Genomic DNA, 23,083 nt, shown 5'->3' with positions numbered 1-23,083 from the left:
GATTTGACACAACCATTGCAAGTTGGTTGGGTTTCAACTATCTATCATTTATGGCAATATTCCTAAAGAAAATGAAAAGCAAAAAGTTTAAATGACCTCAATAAGTCAGGTTCTTTTTTACGTACCAAATCCGATAAAATATATTGGTAAGCTCCTAGTAAAAAGCCTCCTGTTCCACAAGCTGGGTCTGCTATTTTATGCCCTAATTTGGGTTCTGTTAATTCTGCCAATAATTTAATTAAATGCCTAGGTGTACGGAATTGTCCGTTTTTACCAGCAGTAGCAATTTCCTTTAGAAGCATCTCATACACATCACCCTGAATGTCTTGAAATGATTGTTTGCCATCTTTAGCATCTTCTTCAATTTCAATAAAAATTTCATCTACTTTTTTAACTGCCTCTACAAGTAAAGAAGGTTTTTGAATGATAAAAACGGCATTCTTCATATACTTAGTGAACGAAGAACTTTCATCATTTAAGTCTTTTATGTGGGGAAATACATTGTTTCTAAAGTGCACTAGCATTTGGTCTGCTGGCATAGATTTGAAGAAACTCCATTTTAATTCCTTTTTAGGTCTTGGCTTTAGGGCTTCTTCTCGCTTATAGTATAAGTCCTCTTTTTCATCATCAGTCGCATTTAGTTTTGGTCGATATGGACTTTCATCAATCCAAGGGATATATTCACCATCAAATTTAGAGTCGTATGCTTCGCCTGTAAACTCTGCATCACGTTCTCTTTTGCTTTCAAGTTCATCTAGTCTTTTAATAAATAGCAAGTAAGTAATTTGCTCAATAGCAGTAATAGGATTGGCGATACCACCACTCCAGAAGGTATTCCAAAGACTTACAATTAAAGCTTTTAATTTAGGGTTGTTTTGTAACATTATGCAGCCAGTATTTTATTTGTGAGTTGTAAAATTTCGTTTATTTCTTTCGGCGAAAATACGCCTCTTATTCCTTCTGGATGAATCATTGTAAAGGGAGATTCTATTAAATTTTTCTTTTCTAGGTTTCCTTTTTCTAAAATGTATTTTTTTAAAATATCTAGAAACTGCAATTGTCTGCTAGATAGGTAATTGTGTTCTTTAATAAAGGCGTCAAAAGCATTAGCAACGCTATCGGTAAATGTCTCTAAAATTTCAAGACCTAAAATATGTTTAATAAATTGTAAAAATTTGGCTTTTCTATTTTGATATACTCGTTGTAATAACCCTATGGTTATATGAGGATTTTCTTCATGAAGCTCTTTTGCTAGAAGCTCAATTTCATCTTCTGAAATAGGATTTCCATGGATGACTTTTTGGAGTATTGGATTTGATTCAGTCAGCTCCCTAACTTTTTCTTCCACCATTTCTTTGTAGCGAGTAATGCTTACTGCCTCATTTTTCGGACCAAATTCTACCATTTCTTTAGTCGCTAACACATCTTCAAAATTAAATTTAGAAGGTCCAGTAGTAGATTCTCTAGTATCAATATACCTTGCTAATGGAGAAAGTTTGTCTATTAAATTGTTGAAATCATTTTCTTTAATATTATTCCAGAAATGATTCCGTTGTGCATCTTTAATAAGTTCTTGTTGTTTAGCTACTATGTTTAAAGAAAGAGGTAAATCAGAAATACGTTCTATTAAAGCATCTTTAATCATGTTGTATTTCTCCTCTGCATTGTGCATTTTCACTAAAGAAACTTCTAAAACGTCTTTCTCAAAACGCATAGCTTTATAGTCTATACCAGAAATAGTTCGCATTAGAGGAAGAATTTCTGTCTTCAAGAAGTTTATTTTATCAGAATTTATATCCACCCAAAAATTTAGGCTATTAACCCTTGCTACTGCTTTGCTATTATCTTTTATTACTATTGAGTTTGCAGGTAAAATTGCTATTTGTTTTTTAAGTCTTATACATTCTTCTAATATGGTTTCGGGAATATTAGCTTCTATAACTGCAACTAATTTTTCTAATCTCAAACCAAATAACTTTACAGGAATAGGTATTGCTTGTTTTAGTTCTTTTCCTTTAGGTTTTAGCTTGAAGTATTCAAAATTATCCCAACAATCCAAAATTAAAAAAACATCTTTTTCTGTACACCAAGATTTCATTTGTGTAGGTTCAAGCAAACGAGTTCCTCTACCAATCATTTGCCAAAATTTGGTATAAGAGTACACAGGTTTGGCAAAAACTAAGTTTACCAATTCTCTTACATCAATACCTGTGTCTAACATATCAACACTAATAGCAACTCTAGGGAAGTCTTTGTTTTTAAATTGGTCTAGTAAACCACCTTTTCCGTGAACTCTTGAATCTTCTGAAACCATTACTTTTGCTAACTCACCATTGTATTGTGGATAGAGTTGGTCAAAGATTTCTTCAATTCGTCTAGCGTGAGCAATATTAACACAGAAAAATATAGTTTTTCCAGGCAAAACACCATTTATGTCTTTTATGGATTCTTCCATAAATTCCTTCACTATAAGTGTGTTAGTTCCTTTGTTTATTACTTTTTTTTCTAACTCTACACCTTCAAAATTAATTTCGGCTATCTCCTTACCCTCTAAAATCAATTTCTTTTGGTCTTCTAAGGAAACGGTTCTTTTGCTAATTCCATCTGTTTGAAATTTGGTCTTAATTTTCATTACTTGAAAATTGCACAAATATGGAGGAATATTATTTACTGCTTCTTCATAGGTATAGGCAAAAGATGGCAGCCCATCTTCACAATCAAATATTTTAAATGTGTTGTGGTCGATTACATCTGTTGGTGTAGCTGTTAAACCAATAGTTATGGTATTAAAATAATCTAGAACTTCTTTATAGGTATTATAAATACTTCGGTGGCTTTCATCTATTACTATTAAATCAAAAAAGTGAGGTGATAAAGTTTCTTTTTCTTCTCGAACAATATTGAGCATTGTTGGGTAAGTAGAGATATAGATCCGTCTATCTTTTGCAATACTTTTTTCACCTTGTTTTGGCCACCTAGGTTCGTTTGGTAAATGTTCTTTAAAAGCCTCTAGTGCTTGGTCTCTTAAGGCAATTCTATCTACCAGAAACAATGCTTTTTCTGACCAACCAGCTCGCATAAGTGCTTCAACTAATGCAATGGTAGTTCTAGTCTTACCAGTGCCTGTCGCCATAACTATTAAAAATGTACGTCTTTTTTGTTCTAATCCATCCATAACAGAGCGGATGGCTCTTATTTGGTAATCTCGACCTGCAACTTTAGTGTTAATTAACTCATTAGTTAGTGGTTTTTTTGCTAATCTTATGTATTGGTAGCGCTCCAAATCTTCTCTGGTTGGATAGCCAACAACCTTTCTTGGAGGAGCATTTTCTAAATCCCAAAAAAATATGTCGTGACCATTTGTGTAGAAGCAAAAGGGTAAAATGTCATTTGTCCGTTTTTGAATATTGTAACAGTATTGTTTTGCCTGCTCTTTACCAATATTAGCATCTTTAGAAGATTTTTTTGCTTCGACGACTGCTATAGGTTTACCATTTTTGCCTAGTAAAACATAGTCAGCGAATTGATTGTTACTATAGGTTTCACTTGTCTCATTAACATAGTTAACTACGAATTCAGCAACTACTTGAGTTCTGTCATCAACATCCCATCCAGCTTCCTTGAGATGTATATCTATTAGTTCTTTTCTTGTTGTCGATTCGTTCATTAAGAAGCTTTAAAAGGTTTAGTCCCTTCCCTTAACATTTAAATTATTAGCTAATTCTATTGAAATCACTAATTAAGGTTAATGTTTATTTAGAGCGTAAGTATTATAGTTTTTATTTTGGATTCTAGAATAACCGTTTTTAATTTCTACTTTATTCTACAAATGCTTCTTAAAGTGGTTCATATTTGTCCGTTTTGAAATTAAGCCTAAAAATAGTTTATTGTCAGTAATATCACAATAAATTGCGACTATTAATACTATCAATAATAAAAATTTAAAAAAATTATTTTTTCGATGCTTAGTGAGAGCTTAGCCCCCCTTGCTCAGATACCCCCACCCATTTCTGGGGATAGAGATTCCCCCACCACTTTATATAGGAAAGAAATTTTTCTACCTGCAATTAAAAATTCAAGTTGATAGCTGTGATTTTTATTCAGGAATAAATTGATTTCCGTGTGGTGCACTACAACTCAAAAATTTAGAAACAATGGTTAGAATTATTAATTACAAACAAAGAGATAAGGAGGATGGAACATCATTCTTCGTTTTGGAACTACAAGGTGGCATTGAAATGGTATTAAGCAAGGTTACAGGTAACTTTTATGCAACTGCCAAGAGAGCCTATATCCCATCAACTTTTGATGAACAGACATGTTCAGCTTTAATAGGCACAGAAATGGCAGGAAGCATTATTAAAGAGGACTGTGAGCCGTTTAATTATGTTGTAAAGGAATCAGGGGAGGAAATAACATTATCTCATAGATGGGTTTATGTTACAGAAGATGCTGTAAAACCTAAACAGACTGCTGTTAAGTATGAACACAATGTAATTGCAAACTCAGATGTGTTCTCTAAAAATGGTATTTTAGAGCATGCAGAGTAAAACAATTAGCCTAATCTATAGTAATGTAGATTGGGCTTTTGCTTTTAAACAATTTACCCTATCACTAAATTTTAAAACAGGTCTACGCTTACCTACAAAAATAAAAGTGAGTATAAACTATAAAAAATTTCAAAATATCTATCATGGAAATAGCAGAAGTAAGAGTATCGTACTCAAACAACAATAAGGAGAAATTTAAAATTAATAATAGTAAAGAATCATTTGAAGTTTTAATAGCTTGCTGGAATAAACACACTATAGAACTTCAAGAAGAATTTAAAGTATTGTTATTAAATAGGAACAATCAAGTAATTGGTATTTATCCATTATCTAAAGGAGGAATGGCAGGAACGGTTGTGGATGCTAAATTAGTGTTTTCTGTTGCATTAAAATGTGGTTCAAGTAGTATTATAATTGTTCATAATCATCCAAGTGGAAACCTAAAACCTAGTGAAGCTGACAAAAATATTACCAGTAAACTAAAAAAAGCTGGAGAACACCTAGATATAGTTTTACTCGACCATTTAATCATTACTAAGATGGGGTATTATAGCTTTTCAGATGAAGGCGAATTAAAATAGTTTTTATCGTTTATGAATCCGTGAACAAAGCTTAGTGCCTACTTTTTGGACTATAATAGAGGTTTAAAATCTTTAAAAGATTAGTATTAATAGCCAAAATTTTAAATAGTTTTAAAAGAGGTCATTCAATAGTTCATCCATCGAAACATTAAAATACTTGCAGATTTTTATTAGAGTAGTAAAACTGACATCCCTAACACCTCTTTCAATTCGACCAAAATTAATGCCAGTATCCTCATAACACACAGCTTGGGTTAGGTTTCTTTCGTTTCTTAATGTCTTTATCCTGTTAGCTAATTCTAAAAGGATGGCTTTACTGTCATTAGTTTTCATAATGACCGAAATGTCCTTTAATTACTAATCTACACCAAAGACATATCGGTCTGTAAATTATTTTATATTTGTTCTAGTACAGAATTATTTCTCATTTAAATCGATTTAAAATTATGATTTCAAAGCAAGATGAACCTTTTTTAATTTTGATAGATAAATTAAAAAGAACAGTTTCTTCAATGGAATTAAGAGATGGCAGAAAACCCACTTTTGAAGACTATATTGATGAGATGTTAAATAACGGAGGTATTTCAATAAATAACCTTCAGGAACAAATGAGAGCTCATGCATTAGCCTGGAGCGGTGCAGGACTCGGTAAAAGTGATTGGAAGAATCTTTACAAAATGATGACAGTTGAAACTGTTAGTACAAAGCTTAACGATTTTATAAATGATAATAGACCTCTTAAGAAGTATGAAAAAAGTCCAATAAAGAGTAAAACATTAGAATTTTTTGGATCCTTAGGTTTGGAAATAGATGAAGAAATAATAAAAGTGATAAAAAATGTTGGGATTATAAAAATAATATTAGCTGTGGCTGGCTTTTTCATATTAAGATTCTTAGTATCACACTTCGGTTCTGAAGATGATTTTATTACGTTTTATCTTTATTTGGGTATTGGATTAATATTGTTTTTAAGCTGGTATATGAGTGAATTAAAAGATACAAGTAAAATTTTATCAGTACTAAAATATGGTGCTCTTATATTGACTACAGTAGTAGCTTTGGTTTTTATCTTGGCTTTAATGTATGGGGTTTTAGACTTGATATTAGATGTGATTAAATACATATATAATTTATGCTTTTAATAATGAAATTTAGTGAACTAATAGAAGAGCTGAAATCACTATCAAATGAAGGTATTTATACTAGAGGTAAGATTGATTGGTGGTTGCTTAAACATGAGTTAAGATATATAAGCCTAAGTCGGGATTTTGACACTTTAAAAGTAGAATTTCCTAAAGCAGACATACATAATCATAAAATGTTAAAAAAGGAATCACAATTCATAAAACTATATGAAAAACTACTTGAAGTATCTGATTATCATAGGAATAATGAAAACTACCAAGAACCAATAGACCTTAATAAAATTATAAATGACATTAAATATTAGCGTATGGAAATAACAGGAAAAATAAAGGTCTTAAACGAGACACAAAATATGGGAGATAATGGCTTTAGAAAACGTGAAGCTGTTATCACAACTAAAGAACAGTACCCACAACATATTTTAGTAGAATTCATCCAAGATAAATGTGATTTACTAAATGGCTACCATGTAGGTCAAGATGTAAAAATTAATCTTCATTTAAAAGGTAGAGAGTGGGTAAATCCAGAAGGAATATCTAAATACTTTAATGCTATTCAAGGTTGGAGGATAGAGCTTATAGATAGCCCAGAACCTACACCTAATAATCAAAACGAAGAAGAACCAGCAAGTTTTATAGATGAACCAGATAATGATTTGCCTTTTTAACCCAAATCAATTATAACCTAAAACCAGTATTATGAAGAAAGTATTATTAATATTAATAGCTGTTTTATCATTTACAGCTTGCTCTAGTGATGATGAAGGTAGTAATGTTACACCAGATTCAATTAATCAAACTGAATGGAGACATGAAGAAAGCAATAGAACGTATTATATATATTTTTCTGTTGATAATTTCATGAGAATTAGCCATCCAGTTTATGATGTAGGTTCTGGGGAATTTCACAATGAAGAAATAGACGGTACTTTTACCTATGATAAGCCTAATGTTACCATCAGTTTAACTGGGCAATGTAATAATAGCGGATTTGTGTTTTCAAGTTGCAAGGTTTCAGGCATAATTAGCGGAACTGGGCTAAGTATTAAGGACAATGGAACTACTTATAAATTTGATAATAGCTGCTACCCTAATGAATAGGATATATATCTTATTTAGTACATTTTGTTCTCTAATGCCTGTAAACTAATATGTAAATGGAATTTTGTTACAGTAGTTGCAGTAATTACAGTGTTACATAATAAAGTTGTTATTTTGAAATCCTCCTGCAACATATCGGCAACATTTTAAAAGAAGAATGCCAAGAATTGAAAATGGATGAAAATCCGATTTTTTATATTTCATTGATAATCAAAGCAATGAAGGTAAATGAAAAGGTTTGAAAAGGAAATTTAAGTGGCTGGCAGTCAAGAGGTCGTGGGTTCGAATCCCATCTTCTCCACCAGTAAAACCAGTACTTTACAAGCTTTTGTGAATACTGGTTTTTTTATTTTCACACTATTATGCCAATCATCAGTTATAACTTTTAAAGTTTTCAGGGTTATAACTGATTTTAGACTTCTCCTTCTCTCTCACTTTGATTTTTAAAATTTAAAGCCTTTTGCAACGCAAATTAGTATTATTAAATTTATAATAAAGATAGTTCAATTTAATTTCTATAATTAAGGTGTATGTCTTCTTAATGTTTTGTAAGTTTATCCAACTATCAATGTTTTACTTTTTAAAAGAATTTACATGCGATTTAAATTATTATTGGTTTCTAAAAACTCGAATCCAACTATTCCTATAAATTATCAATACCCCTTAAGCGCAGCTATTTATAAAATACTGCAAAAGGCGGATGTCGATTATGCCACTTTTTTGCATGAAGAAGGCTATGTGGTTGACGATGGATTAAAACATTTTAAACTGTTTACCTTTTCAGATTTAAATTGCCGATTTAAAATTAAAGGCGATCGCATGCTCATTAATTCTGCTGTGGAGCTTGTGGTTTCTTTTCACCTGCCCGAAGCAGCTCAACATTTTGTAAAAGGCTTATTTCTTTCACAAGATATCGATATTGCAGACAAAAAAAGTAAAGCTACCTTTAAAGTTAATAGTGTTGAGGCTATGTCCGATCCTTTTTCTGTTATTGAGAATAAAGTTAATAACACAATAGCTGTTCGCCCTATTTCGGCTTGTGTAGCTGGTATTAAAAATGACAAAGACGATTATGACTTTATGCCACCAACCGATGAGCGCTTTGCTCTTTGCATACAGTATAATTGGGAACAAAAATTAAAAGCATTAAAAATACCATTTAATGAAAATGAATTAAAAGTTGCCATAAACCTAAAGAATACCAAGCCTAAGTCGCGATTAATAACCATTAAGGCTTTTACCAAACAACAAACACGAATAAAAGGCTATTTAAATTTTGATATGGAGTTTACAGGAAGCCAAGAGCAGTTGCAGGTAATTTACAATGCTGGTGCAGGATTGTATAATGCACTGGGAATGGGATGTTTGGAGCTAATAAAATAACATATATAATTAATAATATGGCATATATTTTTAAAATCAAACTAGAAGGTTCCTCCAAACCACCTATTTGGAGAAAAGTAAAAGTAAATGAAAACCTCACTTTTTTAGATATGCATCTAATTACACAAGGTGTTTTCAATTGGCAGAATACTCATTTATTTCAGTTTTCGCCAAATGGATGGGGAAGCACCCCTCGTTTACAACAAAAGTTGGAGGGGGAAGAAGGATGGGATGAAGTTCCTTTTTCCAAGTCCAACACATGGCCTTATAATGAGCGCTATGATGCTAATAAGATTAAATTAAAAGAGTATTTCAAGCAGCTAAAGCAGAAAATAGTTTATATCTACGATTTTGGTGATGACTGGAAACACAGTATTGAACTTGTTGAAATAACCGACGAAACTATTATTGTTCCATTGTGCTTAGGCGGAAAAGGCACTGCACCCATCGAAGATTGTGGTGGCATTTGGGGCTATTACAATATGGTGGAAGCGCTAAATGATAAAAAGCACCCAGATAATAAAGATTTTAGAGAGTGGCTAGATTTTGAAAAAAATGAAAAGTGGGATTTAAATGAATTTGATTTAAAAGATGTTCAAGAACGATTGCGGGATATTTGGGCACTTGAGAAGGAGTAGAAAAAAGAAAAATAGGTGAAATACGCTTTTAAATATATTTCAATTCCAATATGGGACGATTTTTAACGCACACACCTATTTTAGGTTTAATAATGCAAATATATTTATATTTTTTTTAGTTTTATTATACTCTTTTTAATATTGGCTTTTATTTATACATTTGTATTTATGAAACAGGTATTTATATTAGAAGATGGACACTTTGAGAGCTGGGATGATTTTGTTCAGCGGATGATTTACATCGTTAATAATTGTCCAATTGAGCGTGAAGATTGGGGTTTTGATGATTGGACTGGTGGGGAATTGGGGGTTGTTTCAAAAGAATATTATGAAAGAGGAAAAAGAATTGTTTGATGATTTAAATAAGTAAACAAAGACTTTTAAAGTAATAAGGATGCAAAAAATATTGGATAAATGAAAATATTTAAAAATTATACAGGTAGTGCTTTTTTAAACAATGCACTGCAAACCATCGAAGTGTTAGGAGACCTTAATGAAGTTTGTGAAATTAAAACAGATACTTTACTAAACCTATATGAAAAGCATAAGATTTGGGAGTTGTTTAAACGAATGAAAAGTTATTCTATGCTTTTCTCAAGAAATGGACCTTTGTTAAATGATAAAGATTTTGGAGATAAAATTTTTAAGGGAATTATTGAGCATACTTTAAATAATTTTGAAGAAAAAGGTCAATATCAATGTGAAATTTCAGGATTGTGGTTTGATACACCTTTTTCAAAAATCTATGAAAATGTATTGCATGAAATCAAATACCCTATAAAGAAAATTGATGGGAAAGATAAAACCATTAATCGCTGTTGGTTTCCACTTACAGGTGCTTTGGGTTCAGATGCACAAGCACTACCACAAGCAACTTTTGAAATCAAAATTCATCCAATTTGTTTAGTGATTATTCAATTTTTACCATTTTCGGCATTGCTTTATAAAGGTGGAATTTTATTAATAGATAGCATAGATTTTGAATTTTCAAAAGATTATATCCATGATAATGTAAAACGAGTTTTGCAGGAAATTGAAATAACAGCTACAAATAAATCAGTAGAAAATATTAGGGATTTTTCTCAAGGTGATTATATCTTAAAAGCACTTAAAATATATAGTGATAAAAACAATAATTATGATGGTTATTCGGACTTAAATCTTTGGAGTTTTTCTAATTCTGGTACTGGAGCAAGTTGTTACATTGATAGGATACCTAATAAAATATTTAAAACGCTTTTTGGTTTTTACAAAACTTCTAAAACACAAAACGATTTAGTGCAAATATTAACGAGTTCAATGTCTAATTATTTTTTACAACATCTATTTGAGGAGAAAGATTTTTGGGGTTTGTATCCACGAAAAATTAAAAATAACATAATGGAAGGCGTTGGAGTTCCGTTTTATGATGCTTATCAAACTGCAATTGGAAATGCTCAATTTTTGGAGTATGCCAAATACATTGCTTATTTGATTGAAAAGGATGATGAAAAATCAAACGCTGACAGTAAACTTTTAGAGAAATCTGATGCTTATAAAGAAACAGAATATAATACGCTGTTTTATTCGGTTTTACTGCGAGCAACGCAAAATGAAGAATGGTCTTTAACTAATCATTTAGAAATTTTAGATAAAACAGATTCTGAATTGATTAATGCGTGGACTTACGGTATTTATAAAATGACTCATTATTATTATCAAAAAAAAGCATTTTTAGAAAATTGTCCTGCATCCAAAACTACAGACTTAACGCCTGTAATTTTTACAATTATTAATTTGATTGAAATTGATAAGGAACGAGAAAGAAGTATTAAACGATTACAACATTCACAAGATTATGAAACTTTTAATATCAATCGAGTTTTTGTCAGAAATTCTGAGAGTATTAATTTATCCGATGTTTTAAAATACACTTACAAAGATTATCATCCAAACCGAAGAGGATTAAATAAATTACTTCGATTATATTATGCTCAACCCATTGCTAATAATGAGTTTGATGAAGGCTGTTTCGAGAAATTAGATAAAGTGGATAATTCTCAATTTAAAGTTTATCAAAATTTTGTTGAAGCTTTTCAAACTTATTATTTAGAGAAATATCATCAAGATACATTGAAATATGAAAAAAACATACTAAAGTCATTCCCAACAAAAACAACATATTATAAAAGTTGGATTTATGATGTTTTAAATAACATGAATAAATTCTATAAAAGCAATACATTTTTTAACAAACAACTATTAGAAACATTTGGACAAGAATTATTCTATTCTCCCAATGGCGAGTATAATTTGAATTTTTCCCGTTTTGTAATACAATTTTTATTAAATCAACATTTTAGAAAAACATTTTTAACAACAAAAACAGTAACAATATGAGTGTATTAAAAAACATCACAGGGTCGTTATTAATCGATGCCCGAGCAGTATTTTTAAATGGAGCAGGACTTGGTTCAGGAGAAGACAGAAATAAAGTTATTCCAAAAGCTTTTAGCGAGAAGGTTAATGGAAAGTTTGAAAAAGTGCCTTATGTGTCTGCTCAAGCATGGAGAAGATGGTTGAGAAACACTACTAACGAAGAGAATAATTGGGCGCCAAGTGATTTGCAAGCCATCGATCAATCTGCAAAAGGTAGCACAAGTAAAATTTCTACTTATTTAAACCCCGTTGATTATCCTGAAGATGATTTGTTTGGGTATATGAGAAGTGGAAAAGGCAATGAAGAAAGTGTACAAAGAACTTCTCCCTTCAAAACTTCTATTTTGAAAGGAATACAGGGGAAAAGAGTTATGAATACAGATGAAGCATTTGTTCATTTAAAAGAGGGTACACCGCTTCCTTATTCAACTGAATTTTATTCCACACACTTAGAGGGCTTTTTTAACTTAGAATATTATAGATTAGGCATTTATGATAACTTAGGAAGTCATGTAGAATTAGCAAAAGAGTTTGTTGATGAATATAAAGACCAATTAGAAACATCGCCAATTGGAAAATTTGAAAGACATAGTCTAAAAGATGCTGGACAAAAAAGAAACCAAAGAGCAGCGGGTCTTTTGAAAGGTTTAGCTCATTTAAGAGGAGGAGCAAAAATGGCGGCTTTTGGTGCTGATGTTTCTCCAAAAGTTTTGATTTTAGCAGGAATGGAATGTGCAAACCCTATTTTTAACGATTTATTTGAAGGTAATGGAATAAAACCAGCTCTTAAAATTGAAGCTTTACTTGAAATTATTGAAGATTATAAATCTAAATTATCAACGCCTGTATATATTGGTATTCGAAGCGGCTATTTAGAAAATGAAGATTTGATAAAAGATTTAGAGAATGATTTTATCAAAATTGGTTCTCCTATTAGTGTTACAAATTTGTTCATAGAAAAACATTTAAAGTAATGAAAGACTTTTTGGAAGTGCAATTTAAAGGCTGGACAGCTACGCCTCGACTTCCTTTTATTCTTTCTGGAAATGCTGTTTGTATGCCAACACCGTCTTATTCGATGCTATTAGGAGTGATAGGTTGTTGTTTAGGCCGCATTGTTGAAGCTAGTGAGGTGAATATTGGATTTCAGTATCAATATGACACTACTGAAAACGACTTAGAAACACGTCATAGATTGGCTTTCGACGGTAAATTAAAACCTCATGCAAAAGGGACAGACGCTTATTTAAGAGAATTTCATATTAATCCTGTTTTAACGGTTTGGTTAAATAGAACGGATTGGTTGGAATATTTTAAATATCCAATTGGCACACCGTCGCTTGGACGTTCACAGGATTTATTGAAAATAGAAAAGGCTGAAATTGTTAAATGTCAGTCTATTTCTAAAGCGAATATTCGAGGTTGCATGATGCCGTTTTCTATAGGTTTGAAAATTGGTGGTCAATTAGTGCAAATAGCAGAAGCATACAAGGAAAATGAAGAAATAGGAAGCGGAAGAACAGGGATTAATTCAAAAATTTTTATGTCTATTCCTTTTCAAAGCTCATCAACTATTGAACATGAAAATCTTTTTAAAACTACTAATAATAAACAGTTTTATTTACACACTTGGCAATAAAAAACAGCACGGAGTTTTATATTTTTCCGTCTGTTCAAAATAAGTAATTATGATTGAAAAATTTCTCGCTAAAAGTACTGGTTTAACTTTAGTTGAACATACTCAACACGTGGTAACAGCAGCAGAAAATTTAATTCAAAAAATATATTTTGAAGAAAACGAAAGAACATTTTGGTTAGATAAAATTGTACGTTGTGCTATACTCCACGATATTGGAAAAATTCATGAATTATTTCAAGAAAACTTAAGAGAAAACAAACCTAAAAATGCAATAAGACACGAAATAATGTCTTTGTGGTTAATCGAACAGTTTTTAGAATTACCACAAGATGAATGTTTCGCAATTGCAACGCATCATAAAGGTGTAATTGCTGATGGTCATGGGAGATTAGATACTATTATTTTGGCTGATGGAATGCCTGATTTAATAAGTCAGTTTTATGATTTTGAAATACTAAAACAATTTATGGATGATTGGAAGATAGCATTTAAACTAAAAACACAAAGTTTAAATCTTGAAACTACAACTTCTAAACTTTCTAAAATTAGTACTCAATTATTAAATCAAAGATTTCAACTTAGAATAGAACCTGATGCTAAAAAAAGGTTTCATTTAGCCAAAACAAGGGGTTTGTTAATTGCTTCCGACCATATCGGTTCAGCTAGATTAGAAAATGAAATACCTCATTGGAAGCGTTTAGAAATTCAGATGTTCCAACCTAAGAATGATAAAACAGGCAAGGTTTATCCTTTTAGAGCATTTCAAAAAAAATTGCAAACAGTAAAAAATGATGTTATTCTATATGCTCCAACGGGTTCGGGAAAAACAGAAGCAGCCTTAGCTTGGTATTTTGCTAATCAAGAAGAAAATGGACGACTTTTTTATCTGTTGCCTTATACAGCAAGTATTAATGCAATGGTTAAAAGAATGCAAATAATTTTTGGAGAAGAAGTTGTTACTGCTTTACATTCAAAAACATTAGAATTTTTCTTTGAACAATTAGAAAATGAGGATGATAATCATTTTGAAAATGCTCAAAAAGCAAGAACTCTAAAATCATTTTCTAAAGAATTATTTTTCCCTGTTAAAGTTGCTACACCACATCAGATTTTAAAAAATGCGTTAATGGGAAAAGGCTGGGAAATTAGTTTATTTGATTATCAAAAAGCCTGTTTTATCGTTGATGAATTTCATACTTATGACGCATTAATGACAGGTTTAATGTTAGCAACTATTAAATGGTTGAAGGATAATTTTGAGGCTAAGATTTTCTTTATGTCAGCTACTATTCCTAAGTTTTTATGCGATTTAATTATTGATAAAATTTATGATGGAAATACTAATATTTTTATTCAACCCAATCCAAAAGAGCCAAGTGATAAAGTGGTTTTAGGTCAAAAAAGGCATCAGTTGATTTGTTGTAAAGATAAATCTATTACAGATGAAATTGATTTAATAAAAGCTTATTTGAACAATGGAAAATCAGTTTTAATAATTGTAAACAACGTTAAAACTTGTCAAAATTTATATGAAGAAATCAACTTTACTAAAGATGTGAAATTATTACATAGTGGCTTTAATAAGAGAGATAGAATTGTAATCGAAAAACTAATTACGGACAAATACAATAAACCTCAATTATTGATTGCAACCCAAGCAGTTGAAGTCAGTTTGGATATTGATTACGATGTGGCTTTTATTGAGAATGCACCAATTGATGCTCTAATTCAGCGTTTTGGGCGTGTTAATAGAGCAGGAAAACAAGAAAGTACAGCACCTGTATATATTTTTGAAAACATCATTGGTAATACCAAATTTTTCTATGATGAAGAAGTTTTGAAATTGACCTTTGAAAATCTTTTAAAATTAAACAAACAGGATTTGTCAGAATCCGATTTAGTTGATGTCTGTAATCAAGTGTATAAAAATGGCTATAATGAAACACAGAAAAATGAATTTGAAAAAGGATTTAATAATTCAATGATAAATAATTTTAAAAATGAAATGATTGCTGGGCATTGGAGGCCTTGGATAGAAGATGTAATAGAAGGACAAAGTTTGAAAATTGATGTTTTATGTCAAAACTTATTAGATGAATATGAAAAACTTAAAGAGAAAGGAGATTTTATAAGGGCAAACCAGTTATTAGTTTCCGTTTATCGCTACGAAACAAAAGAAATGTATATTAAGAGTAAGGAAGCAAGAGCAAAATATCAAGTTATTGTTGCATCTGATTTAATATATAGTAGCAGATTAGGTTATTTAAAAAGAATAGATAATGTTGATGATAGAATATTTTAAAAATCACACACCCAAATATGCAAAAATAACACTAAATCGCACATATAAAAATGCAAAATGGAACAATTACTAGAGAAATCAGCAGCACTAATACTGCATGTAAGTACTAATAAAAAACGTTATGTATTTCAAGAGATTAATTAGAACAATAAATTATTAGCATAAAGTTTCATGCCTCAAACAAGGAGATTTTTTGGTTGATGATATCTTTGCTTTTGAAGTTGGAGGAAAAGATAAAAGAAGTAAATAAACTGAAGCTGTAAAAAATGCTTTCGTAGTTGCGGATAACGTTGAGTTTCCATTAAGTAAATTGCCACTTTGGGTATTTGAATTTTTATATTAATATGTTATGGATATTATAGCAACACACATCAATTATTACACCATTTGCCACAGGAAACTGTGGTTATTTGCAAATGCCATTCAAATGGAACATACTTCCGATACAGTTTACTGTGGAAAACTCTTACATGAAACCAGCTATCCACAACGTGCCGAAAAGCACAGTGAAATGGAGCTTACTGCGCAATGGAATGGTTTAACGCTCAATGGAAAGGTAGATTTTTACGACCATAAACATAATATTATCCATGAAACAAAAAGAGGGAAATCTGTAGAACAAGCCCACACCTTACAAGTTAAATTCTATATTTGGCTTTTTGAACTTAATGGAATTGAAGGCGTTATTGGGCGTATAGAATACCCAAAACTTAGAAAAACTACCGAAGTATTATTATCACAAACTGATGTCGCTTTTTTGGAAGAAACCACACAAAGAGTAAGTAAGTTGCTTCATCAAAAAAAATGTCCTGAAACTATTAATTCAAAAATTTGCAAAAAATGTTCGTATTATCAACTCTGTTATATTGATGAAGCATGAAAAAATCATATTATTTATTCAACCCTGGCAGATTATCGCGCAAAGACAATACTTTAAAATTTACACCAGTAAATGAAGATGGTATAGATGGAAGACCTAAATATATACCTGTAGAAGGGGTGAAAAATCTTTTTTGCTTTGGAAGTTTAGATGCAAACAGCGCCTTGTATAATTTCTTAGGAAAAAACCATATTGGCGTTCATTTTTTTGATTATTATGAGCATTATACCGGTAGCTTTATGCCTAAAGATTATTTACTTAGTGGCAAAGTAATAGTAAACCAAGTAACACATTACGGTTCACATACCAAGCGAATGTTTATAGCACAACAGTTTATACAAGGTGCGGCATTTAATATGCTTAAAAATTTAAAATATTACTCAAAAAGAGGTAAAAATACTACTGCTCAAATAGCAAAAATTGAAGCCTTAGTTACATCTATAGAACATACCATGGCTATTGACGAACTAATGGGAATTGAGGGGAATATTCGAATAGCTTATTACAGCGCATTTAGTGAGATAATTAACGATTTTGAAATGAACAATCGAACAAAGCAACCCCCAAATAATGAGGTAAATGCGATGATTTCTTTTGTAAATATGATTTGTTACACGGCGTGTCTAGATCAAATTTATCATACACAGTTGAATCCAACTATTAGTTTTCTGCATGAACCTGGCTATAGACGCTTTTCTTTAGCGTTGGATTTGGCTGAGGTTTTTAAACCATTATTGGCCGACCGTCTTATCTTTTCATTATTAAATAAAAAGATGATTCAGGCAGTACATTTTGACCAAACAGTGAATAGTTGCTTGCTAAAAGAATCTGGTCGGAAAATAGTAATGCGTGCTTGGGATGAAAAATTAAACGAAACCATTAAGCATAGAACCTTGGATCAAAATATAAGTTATAAGCGGTTAATACGGTTGGAATGTTACAAATTGGTAAAACACGTTATGGATATTCAAGATTATAAACCTTTTAAAACTTGGTGGTAAATGTATGTGATTTTGGTGTATGATATGGACTCAAAACGTGTAGGCAAGATGCTGAAGCTATGTAGGCAATACCTTAATTGGATTCAGAACAGTGTGTTTGAAGGTGCTATTTCCGAAGTTAAATTAAAGGAGTTATTATCAAAAGCTAAATTAATTATGGATGAAGAAACCGATAGTTTGATTATATTTAAAAGCCGAGAAGAAAGATGGCTCGAAAAAGAAGTCATTGGGAAAGAAAAAAATGATTTAGATAACTTGTTGTAGTCGTCGAGGGCATTGAATTTTTTTAATAAAAATGTTCTTTGACATTTTGAAAAAACAAAAAGCTTAAAATCAGATGTTTACGGTATTGTCGAAGTTAAGGAGAAATCGTATCATTATACATCGACTATTTTTTAATCTAAATATTGTACTTTTACAAAAGGTAAGTGTTTTATAGACAAGCTGTTGTTTTTTGAAAACAAACGGCTTTTAATCGTCCCATAAAGGAATTGAAATTACAGTATCAGCATCAAGGCGTGCTTTGCAAGCTTGCTTTTAATCGTCCCATAAAGGAATTGAAATTTCTGTAAGCTTGCCTATTATAGGAGTGAGCATTGACTTTTAATCGTCCCATAAAGGAATTGAAATAAGGAAAAGAAAAAAGAAGAGGAAGCAGTATCTGCTTTTAATCGTCCCATAAAGGAATTGAAATGTGGGAGATGAAACAGATTGCGACCTTAACAGCTGCTTTTAATCGTCCCATAAAGGAATTGAAATACTGATAGCAACTTTAGAAGAATCTTGTTTTTTGCCCTTTTAATCGTCCCATAAAGGAATTGAAATACGATGTAATCAGTAGCATGTACAATGTTGATATATCTTTTAATCGTCCCATAAAGGAATTGAAATTTCCTACTGTTAATTTTTGTTGTGCTTCTAAGCTTGCTTTTAATCGTCCCATAAAGGAATTGAAATGTATAGTTAATGCTATTAATGAATTAGTGAACAATACTTTTAATCGTCCCATAAAGGAATTGAAATTCGATAATTCGGGCAACATATATACAGCTAATTTTGCTTTTAATCGTCCCATAAAGGAATTGAAATTCTTTTTAATTCGGTAGAACATATTGCACCAGTCGCCTTTTAATCGTCCCATAAAGGAATTGAAATCAATTAAAGCGAACCAATACGACACAAAACTAATACTTTTAATCGTCCCATAAAGGAATTGAAATTTGAGGTGAAAGAGTCTAACGGTATTCCTTTAGGCGCTTTTAATCGTCCCATAAAGGAATTGAAATAATATTGGGGATATGATTGCGAGAAACCCTAAAAAACCTTTTAATCGTCCCATAAAGGAATTGAAATTGTACGGATATTTACATACAGTAAAGTTAGACAATGCTTTTAATCGTCCCATAAAGGAATTGAAATATTGGATGATAGAAGACACGTTATTTTGTCTCCTAACTTTTAATCGTCCCATAAAGGAATTGAAATCAACACACGTATAGACGAAATAAGATATACACGCAACTTTTAATCGTCCCATAAAGGAATTGAAATCGTATTTACGCATTTCGAATGGTGAAGCTGGTTTTACTTTTAATCGTCCCATAAAGGAATTGAAATTCATAAGCTGCACACGTCTAAAAACCGTTTGAGCGTCTTTTAATCGTCCCATAAAGGAATTGAAATAATATTGGGGATATGATTGCGAGAAACCCTAAAAAACCTTTTAATCGTCCCATAAAGGAATTGAAATTGTACGGATATTTACATACAGTAAAGTTAGACAATGCTTTTAATCGTCCCATAAAGGAATTGAAATATTGGATGATAGAAGACACGTTATTTTGTCTCCTAACTTTTAATCGTCCCATAAAGGAATTGAAATAAAACTGAATTTACAGTAAAAAACATCGCTCTACTCACTTTTAATCGTCCCATAAAGGAATTGAAATTCAAAATGAGAGCCGATGTTACTTTAGATGGGTCGGCCTTTTAATCGTCCCATAAAGGAATTGAAATTTTTGAACAGCAATTTGGTATGCGCTGTCTCCGTCGTCTTTTAATCGTCCCATAAAGGAATTGAAATGCAACAGTAATATCACGTATTGATTTTGACACATACCTTTTAATCGTCCCATAAAGGAATTGAAATGCTAATGGGACTGCAGTTATAATAGATTCAGGTAGAACTTTTAATCGTCCCATAAAGGAATTGAAATTTCAAAAACCTTTCTTTCATCTTATCGAATGATGTCTTTTAATCGTCCCATAAAGGAATTGAAATGACCTTACACCTGTTACAATAGAGTGATTATCTGCACTTTTAATCGTCCCATAAAGGAATTGAAATTTCAATACGCTATTAGCATATCGAAACGGAACGCTTCTTTTAATCGTCCCATAAAGGAATTGAAATGACCAAAGAAGTACCACCAGTATTTTTGTTGTGGTGCTTTTAATCGTCCCATAAAGGAATTGAAATTTTTTTTGATAGTATCAGCAATCTTACTAAATCTTACTTTTAATCGTCCCATAAAGGAATTGAAATAGAAATGATACAAAGCGTTCCGTTTCGATATGCCAACTTTTAATCGTCCCATAAAGGAATTGAAATGACGTTAGCGAAAATAAGTTCAAACCTATAACGACTTCTTTTAATCGTCCCATAAAGGAATTGAAATTGAACTATAACAGGACAATAAGCCAAGTACCGCCTGTCTTTTAATCGTCCCATAAAGGAATTGAAATGACGAATACAAAGGCATAATATTAAATAAAGATTCCCTTTTAATCGTCCCATAAAGGAATTGAAATAGTTAAACCTTGGTTTCTTTCTCTAGTTATCTAGACTTTTAATCGTCCCATAAAGGAATTGAAATATGATAACTTCTATTATGCTAAGGTTTATGGTTACCTTTTAATCGTCCCATAAAGGAATTGAAATACGTGAATGACACAATATGTATCTCTATTTGAGATACTTTTAATCGTCCCATAAAGGAATTGAAATAGTTTTGCATTACGTTCAATTAATACTCACTTGGTACTTTTAATCGTCCCATAAAGGAATTGAAATTGCTAGCCACATAGATAAGCCTACAAGAGTACTTGACTTTTAATCGTCCCATAAAGGAATTGAAATAAATATAACAGGGATTTATTCGTTAAGCTTTTTAACCTTTTAATCGTCCCATAAAGGAATTGAAATAGCGAAACTGGTATAAATAAATTACTTTGAGTACTCCTTTTAATCGTCCCATAAAGGAATTGAAATATGTTTTCATGTTAGAAGGTCTTACAATAAACGGAACTTTTAATCGTCCCATAAAGGAATTGAAATAAAAATGCAAGATGAATCTATTAAAAAACAGCAAGACTTTTAATCGTCCCATAAAGGAATTGAAATAAACAGGGGTTATGACACCAGAAGGGCAATTTGTTGACTTTTAATCGTCCCATAAAGGAATTGAAATCTGTTAATTGTAATAGGTTTGCCTATGTAATCCCTACTTTTAATCGTCCCATAAAGGAATTGAAATGCGTTCGTGTAAGTGCCTGCTTGTGTAGGTGTATATCTTTTAATCGTCCCATAAAGGAATTGAAATACGGCAAGCGGGGGAGGTGGAGGTTTCTCTGGTGCTTTTAATCGTCCCATAAAGGAATTGAAATCTACACGAGATAATCAAGGTTGGGCTACTTCAAGACTTTTAATCGTCCCATAAAGGAATTGAAATTTTGAAATTGTGTTGTTTTGCAACATTTTATGATACTTTTAATCGTCCCATAAAGGAATTGAAATTCAAAAGGCATAGGTGATATTCTTATTGAGAACGCGTCTTTTAATCGTCCCATAAAGGAATTGAAATTCTTTTCTACATTATGGATTTATCGCATTTAAGAAAACTTTTAATCGTCCCATAAAGGAATTGAAATTGCCCTTTAATAGCTGGTTCAATATTATTTCCCATCCTTTTAATCGTCCCATAAAGGAATTGAAATAAGAGTAATAAAATAACTATGTCTCATTTTAATGATTCTTTTAATCGTCCCATAAAGGAATTGAAATTTTATTAAATAAATGTGGTTGTAATGAGTTCCCAGGACTTTTAATCGTCCCATAAAGGAATTGAAATTCTGTTAATTTTATTATAAAATGAACCCCTTCATAACTTTTAATCGTCCCATAAAGGAATTGAAATCCATACCCATCTGGTACGCTCTCGGTTTCCCATATTCTTTTAATCGTCCCATAAAGGAATTGAAATTTCTTTGCTGACCTATTAACGTTTCTTTTATTACTCCTTTTAATCGTCCCATAAAGGAATTGAAATTTAAGAAAGACTTTGATGTCTTGCGCCACTTCCACCTTTTAATCGTCCCATAAAGGAATTGAAATTTAACGCAAGATCAGCAGGATTAAGCAACACCAAGTCTTTTAATCGTCCCATAAAGGAATTGAAATAACGTATTACAACAAGTTGTTAATCGTGGTACTACTCTTTTAATCGTCCCATAAAGGAATTGAAATAACTTTGATAACTTAGGTTCTTTAGAGCTTACAGGGCTTTTAATCGTCCCATAAAGGAATTGAAATTTCAATATACGACGAGACAGCAACAGAATACATTCCCTTTTAATCGTCCCATAAAGGAATTGAAATTTTATTAGAAGATTGGTATTTTGAAAGCGAAACGGACTTTTAATCGTCCCATAAAGGAATTGAAATTAGCTTGCTTAACAACTAACGGTATTTCAGAAAGTCCTTTTAATCGTCCCATAAAGGAATTGAAATTTTACAGGAGCAGGCGGAAGTTATGAGGATAAAGTGCTTTTAATCGTCCCATAAAGGAATTGAAATCTTGATAATGAAACAAGCAAGCCAAGAGTATCCGAAGCTTTTAATCGTCCCATAAAGGAATTGAAATTTAGTTGCTATAGGTGGTTTAGCTGTTAAAGCTTTTCTTTTAATCGTCCCATAAAGGAATTGAAATCTATATTAAACGCTGAATGGGCTAAACAAGGGATAACTTTTAATCGTCCCATAAAGGAATTGAAATGAGTCTTTAACGTAAGCTTTTGAGTTAAAAATTTCTCTTTTAATCGTCCCATAAAGGAATTGAAATTTATCTTAATAACTTGACCAGAACCGAATTGAATAGCTTTTAATCGTCCCATAAAGGAATTGAAATTTAGCTGTTATTTCAGCTTGTATTAAATCTAACGCTCTTTTAATCGTCCCATAAAGGAATTGAAATCCCCTAAACATTGTATTTGTGTAAAGACCTATTCTGCTTTTAATCGTCCCATAAAGGAATTGAAATTACACATATCGAGGTGTTGTGTTCAAATTAGTTTAGCCCCTTAATAGTTCGGAGTGATATTTTAAATTTGAAAACCCATATATTTGAGATATGAAATACAGGAAATGGACATTAGAACAGAAGTTAG

Annotated in this window: 19 protein-coding genes and 1 CRISPR repeat array; of the genes, 16 read left to right on the top strand and 3 right to left on the bottom strand. The window is 31.4% G+C overall.

Features of this window, described 5'->3' with window-relative positions:
- Positions 1 to 62 precede the first annotated feature (62 nt).
- Together ACFFU9_RS01295 and ACFFU9_RS01290 are read right to left on the bottom strand one after the other, a co-directional pair.
- The gene (locus ACFFU9_RS01295) at positions 63 to 884 is read right to left on the bottom strand and encodes a type I restriction-modification system subunit M (RefSeq protein WP_379859548.1); all 822 of its coding nucleotides are present in this window, start codon (positions 882 to 884) and stop codon (positions 63 to 65) included.
- Positions 884 to 3,667 carry a type I restriction endonuclease subunit R gene (locus tag ACFFU9_RS01290; protein WP_379859547.1) on the bottom strand — a complete coding sequence of 928 codons (2,784 nt, stop codon included), beginning with the start codon at positions 3,665 to 3,667 and terminating at the stop codon, positions 884 to 886. The genes ACFFU9_RS01295 and ACFFU9_RS01290 overlap by 1 nt, the downstream gene beginning before the upstream one ends.
- Before the next feature lie 487 nt (positions 3,668 to 4,154).
- Between ACFFU9_RS01290 and ACFFU9_RS01285 the strand changes: the two genes are divergently transcribed.
- Together ACFFU9_RS01285 and ACFFU9_RS01280 are read left to right on the top strand one after the other, a co-directional pair.
- Positions 4,155 to 4,550, top strand: coding sequence for a hypothetical protein (locus tag ACFFU9_RS01285; RefSeq protein WP_379859546.1), 396 nt, complete (start codon positions 4,155 to 4,157; stop codon positions 4,548 to 4,550).
- A gap of 143 nt (positions 4,551 to 4,693) precedes the next feature.
- Positions 4,694 to 5,131, top strand: a complete 438-nt coding sequence (locus ACFFU9_RS01280) for a JAB domain-containing protein (protein ID WP_379859545.1) — start codon at positions 4,694 to 4,696, stop codon at positions 5,129 to 5,131.
- A gap of 111 nt (positions 5,132 to 5,242) precedes the next feature.
- On the opposite strand, the gene ACFFU9_RS01275 is transcribed toward ACFFU9_RS01280, so the two are convergent.
- On the bottom strand, positions 5,243 to 5,464 hold the full coding sequence (locus tag ACFFU9_RS01275) for a helix-turn-helix domain-containing protein (protein WP_379859544.1): 222 nt from the start codon (positions 5,462 to 5,464) through the stop codon (positions 5,243 to 5,245).
- 113 nt (positions 5,465 to 5,577) lie between these two features.
- On the opposite strand from ACFFU9_RS01275, the gene ACFFU9_RS01270 reads away from it, so the two are divergent.
- The 14 genes from ACFFU9_RS01270 to cas2 all read left to right on the top strand — a co-directional run bounded on the left by ACFFU9_RS01270 (position 5,578) and on the right by cas2 (position 17,902).
- On the top strand, positions 5,578 to 6,273 hold the full coding sequence (locus ACFFU9_RS01270; RefSeq protein ID WP_379859543.1) for a hypothetical protein: 696 nt from the start codon (positions 5,578 to 5,580) through the stop codon (positions 6,271 to 6,273).
- Between the two features lie 2 nt (positions 6,274 to 6,275).
- Positions 6,276 to 6,581 carry a hypothetical protein gene (locus ACFFU9_RS01265; protein ID WP_379859542.1) on the top strand — a complete coding sequence of 102 codons (306 nt, stop codon included), beginning with the start codon at positions 6,276 to 6,278 and terminating at the stop codon, positions 6,579 to 6,581.
- Positions 6,582 to 6,584: 3 nt separating this feature from the next.
- On the top strand, positions 6,585 to 6,944 hold the full coding sequence (locus tag ACFFU9_RS01260; protein ID WP_379859541.1) for a DUF3127 domain-containing protein: 360 nt from the start codon (positions 6,585 to 6,587) through the stop codon (positions 6,942 to 6,944).
- A 31-nt stretch (positions 6,945 to 6,975) separates the two neighbouring features.
- Entirely contained in the window at positions 6,976 to 7,377 is a 402-nt protein-coding gene (locus ACFFU9_RS01255; protein ID WP_379859540.1) for a putative periplasmic lipoprotein, read from the top strand.
- Between the two features lie 594 nt (positions 7,378 to 7,971).
- Positions 7,972 to 8,760, top strand: a complete 789-nt coding sequence (cas6, locus tag ACFFU9_RS01250; protein ID WP_379859539.1) for a CRISPR-associated endoribonuclease Cas6 — start codon at positions 7,972 to 7,974, stop codon at positions 8,758 to 8,760.
- A 17-nt stretch (positions 8,761 to 8,777) separates the two neighbouring features.
- A complete protein-coding gene (locus tag ACFFU9_RS01245; RefSeq protein ID WP_379859538.1) occupies positions 8,778 to 9,398 on the top strand; it encodes a plasmid pRiA4b ORF-3 family protein in 621 nt (206 codons plus the stop codon).
- 168 nt (positions 9,399 to 9,566) lie between these two features.
- Positions 9,567 to 9,752: a low molecular weight phosphatase family protein gene (locus ACFFU9_RS01240; RefSeq protein WP_379859537.1), complete on the top strand. Its 186-nt coding sequence runs from the start codon at positions 9,567 to 9,569 to the stop codon at positions 9,750 to 9,752.
- Between the two features lie 60 nt (positions 9,753 to 9,812).
- The gene (locus ACFFU9_RS01235; protein WP_379859536.1) at positions 9,813 to 11,777 is read left to right on the top strand and encodes a hypothetical protein; all 1,965 of its coding nucleotides are present in this window, start codon (positions 9,813 to 9,815) and stop codon (positions 11,775 to 11,777) included.
- A complete protein-coding gene (cas7i, locus tag ACFFU9_RS01230; protein WP_379859535.1) occupies positions 11,774 to 12,790 on the top strand; it encodes a type I-B CRISPR-associated protein Cas7/Cst2/DevR in 1,017 nt (338 codons plus the stop codon). Before ACFFU9_RS01235 ends, cas7i begins: the two co-directional genes overlap by 4 nt.
- A complete protein-coding gene (locus ACFFU9_RS01225; protein WP_379859534.1) occupies positions 12,790 to 13,455 on the top strand; it encodes a Cas5 family CRISPR-associated protein in 666 nt (221 codons plus the stop codon). The genes cas7i and ACFFU9_RS01225 overlap by 1 nt, the downstream gene beginning before the upstream one ends.
- Positions 13,456 to 13,504: 49 nt before the next feature.
- Positions 13,505 to 15,757 (top strand): CRISPR-associated helicase Cas3', encoded by a 2,253-nt coding sequence (gene cas3, locus ACFFU9_RS01220; protein WP_379859533.1) that lies wholly within the window; start codon positions 13,505 to 13,507, stop codon positions 15,755 to 15,757.
- 349 nt (positions 15,758 to 16,106) lie between these two features.
- On the top strand, positions 16,107 to 16,637 hold the full coding sequence (cas4, locus tag ACFFU9_RS01215; RefSeq protein WP_379859532.1) for a CRISPR-associated protein Cas4: 531 nt from the start codon (positions 16,107 to 16,109) through the stop codon (positions 16,635 to 16,637).
- A complete protein-coding gene (cas1b, locus tag ACFFU9_RS01210; protein ID WP_379859531.1) occupies positions 16,634 to 17,638 on the top strand; it encodes a type I-B CRISPR-associated endonuclease Cas1b in 1,005 nt (334 codons plus the stop codon). The genes cas4 and cas1b overlap by 4 nt, the downstream gene beginning before the upstream one ends.
- Positions 17,639 to 17,902, top strand: coding sequence for a CRISPR-associated endonuclease Cas2 (gene cas2, locus ACFFU9_RS01205; protein ID WP_379859530.1), 264 nt, complete (start codon positions 17,639 to 17,641; stop codon positions 17,900 to 17,902).
- A 204-nt stretch (positions 17,903 to 18,106) separates the two neighbouring features.
- Positions 18,107 to 22,956: a CRISPR direct-repeat array (repeat unit 30 nt; unit sequence CTTTTAATCGTCCCATAAAGGAATTGAAAT).
- Positions 22,957 to 23,083 lie beyond the last annotated feature (127 nt).

Origin of the sequence: Mariniflexile ostreae (assembly GCF_042427585.1) — a bacterium.
Taxonomy (GTDB): Bacteria; Bacteroidota; Bacteroidia; order Flavobacteriales; family Flavobacteriaceae; genus Pseudalgibacter; species Pseudalgibacter ostreae.
Note: the sequence above shows the minus strand (reverse complement) of the source record. Positions and strands in the feature narration are given on the sequence as shown.

Excerpts from the sequence above, each read along its gene's own strand:
- ACFFU9_RS01290 (WP_379859547.1), bottom strand. The coding sequence starts at position 3,667 with ATGAACGAATCGACAACAAGAAAAGAACTAATAGATATACATCTCAAG.
- ACFFU9_RS01260 (WP_379859541.1), top strand. The coding sequence starts at position 6,585 with ATGGAAATAACAGGAAAAATAAAGGTCTTAAACGAGACACAAAATATG.
- ACFFU9_RS01245 (WP_379859538.1), top strand. The coding sequence starts at position 8,778 with ATGGCATATATTTTTAAAATCAAACTAGAAGGTTCCTCCAAACCACCT.
- ACFFU9_RS01285 (WP_379859546.1), top strand. The coding sequence starts at position 4,155 with ATGGTTAGAATTATTAATTACAAACAAAGAGATAAGGAGGATGGAACA.
- ACFFU9_RS01275 (WP_379859544.1), bottom strand. The coding sequence starts at position 5,464 with ATGAAAACTAATGACAGTAAAGCCATCCTTTTAGAATTAGCTAACAGG.
- cas2 (WP_379859530.1), top strand. The coding sequence starts at position 17,639 with ATGTATGTGATTTTGGTGTATGATATGGACTCAAAACGTGTAGGCAAG.
- cas3 (WP_379859533.1), top strand. The coding sequence starts at position 13,505 with ATGATTGAAAAATTTCTCGCTAAAAGTACTGGTTTAACTTTAGTTGAA.
- ACFFU9_RS01240 (WP_379859537.1), top strand. The coding sequence starts at position 9,567 with ATGAAACAGGTATTTATATTAGAAGATGGACACTTTGAGAGCTGGGAT.
- ACFFU9_RS01255 (WP_379859540.1), top strand. The coding sequence starts at position 6,976 with ATGAAGAAAGTATTATTAATATTAATAGCTGTTTTATCATTTACAGCT.
- ACFFU9_RS01280 (WP_379859545.1), top strand. The coding sequence starts at position 4,694 with ATGGAAATAGCAGAAGTAAGAGTATCGTACTCAAACAACAATAAGGAG.
- cas4 (WP_379859532.1), top strand. The coding sequence starts at position 16,107 with ATGGATATTATAGCAACACACATCAATTATTACACCATTTGCCACAGG.
- ACFFU9_RS01235 (WP_379859536.1), top strand. The coding sequence starts at position 9,813 with ATGAAAATATTTAAAAATTATACAGGTAGTGCTTTTTTAAACAATGCA.
- ACFFU9_RS01295 (WP_379859548.1), bottom strand. The coding sequence starts at position 884 with ATGTTACAAAACAACCCTAAATTAAAAGCTTTAATTGTAAGTCTTTGG.
- ACFFU9_RS01265 (WP_379859542.1), top strand. The coding sequence starts at position 6,276 with ATGAAATTTAGTGAACTAATAGAAGAGCTGAAATCACTATCAAATGAA.
- ACFFU9_RS01225 (WP_379859534.1), top strand. The coding sequence starts at position 12,790 with ATGAAAGACTTTTTGGAAGTGCAATTTAAAGGCTGGACAGCTACGCCT.
- cas1b (WP_379859531.1), top strand. The coding sequence starts at position 16,634 with ATGAAAAAATCATATTATTTATTCAACCCTGGCAGATTATCGCGCAAA.
- cas6 (WP_379859539.1), top strand. The coding sequence starts at position 7,972 with ATGCGATTTAAATTATTATTGGTTTCTAAAAACTCGAATCCAACTATT.
- cas7i (WP_379859535.1), top strand. The coding sequence starts at position 11,774 with ATGAGTGTATTAAAAAACATCACAGGGTCGTTATTAATCGATGCCCGA.
- ACFFU9_RS01270 (WP_379859543.1), top strand. The coding sequence starts at position 5,578 with ATGATTTCAAAGCAAGATGAACCTTTTTTAATTTTGATAGATAAATTA.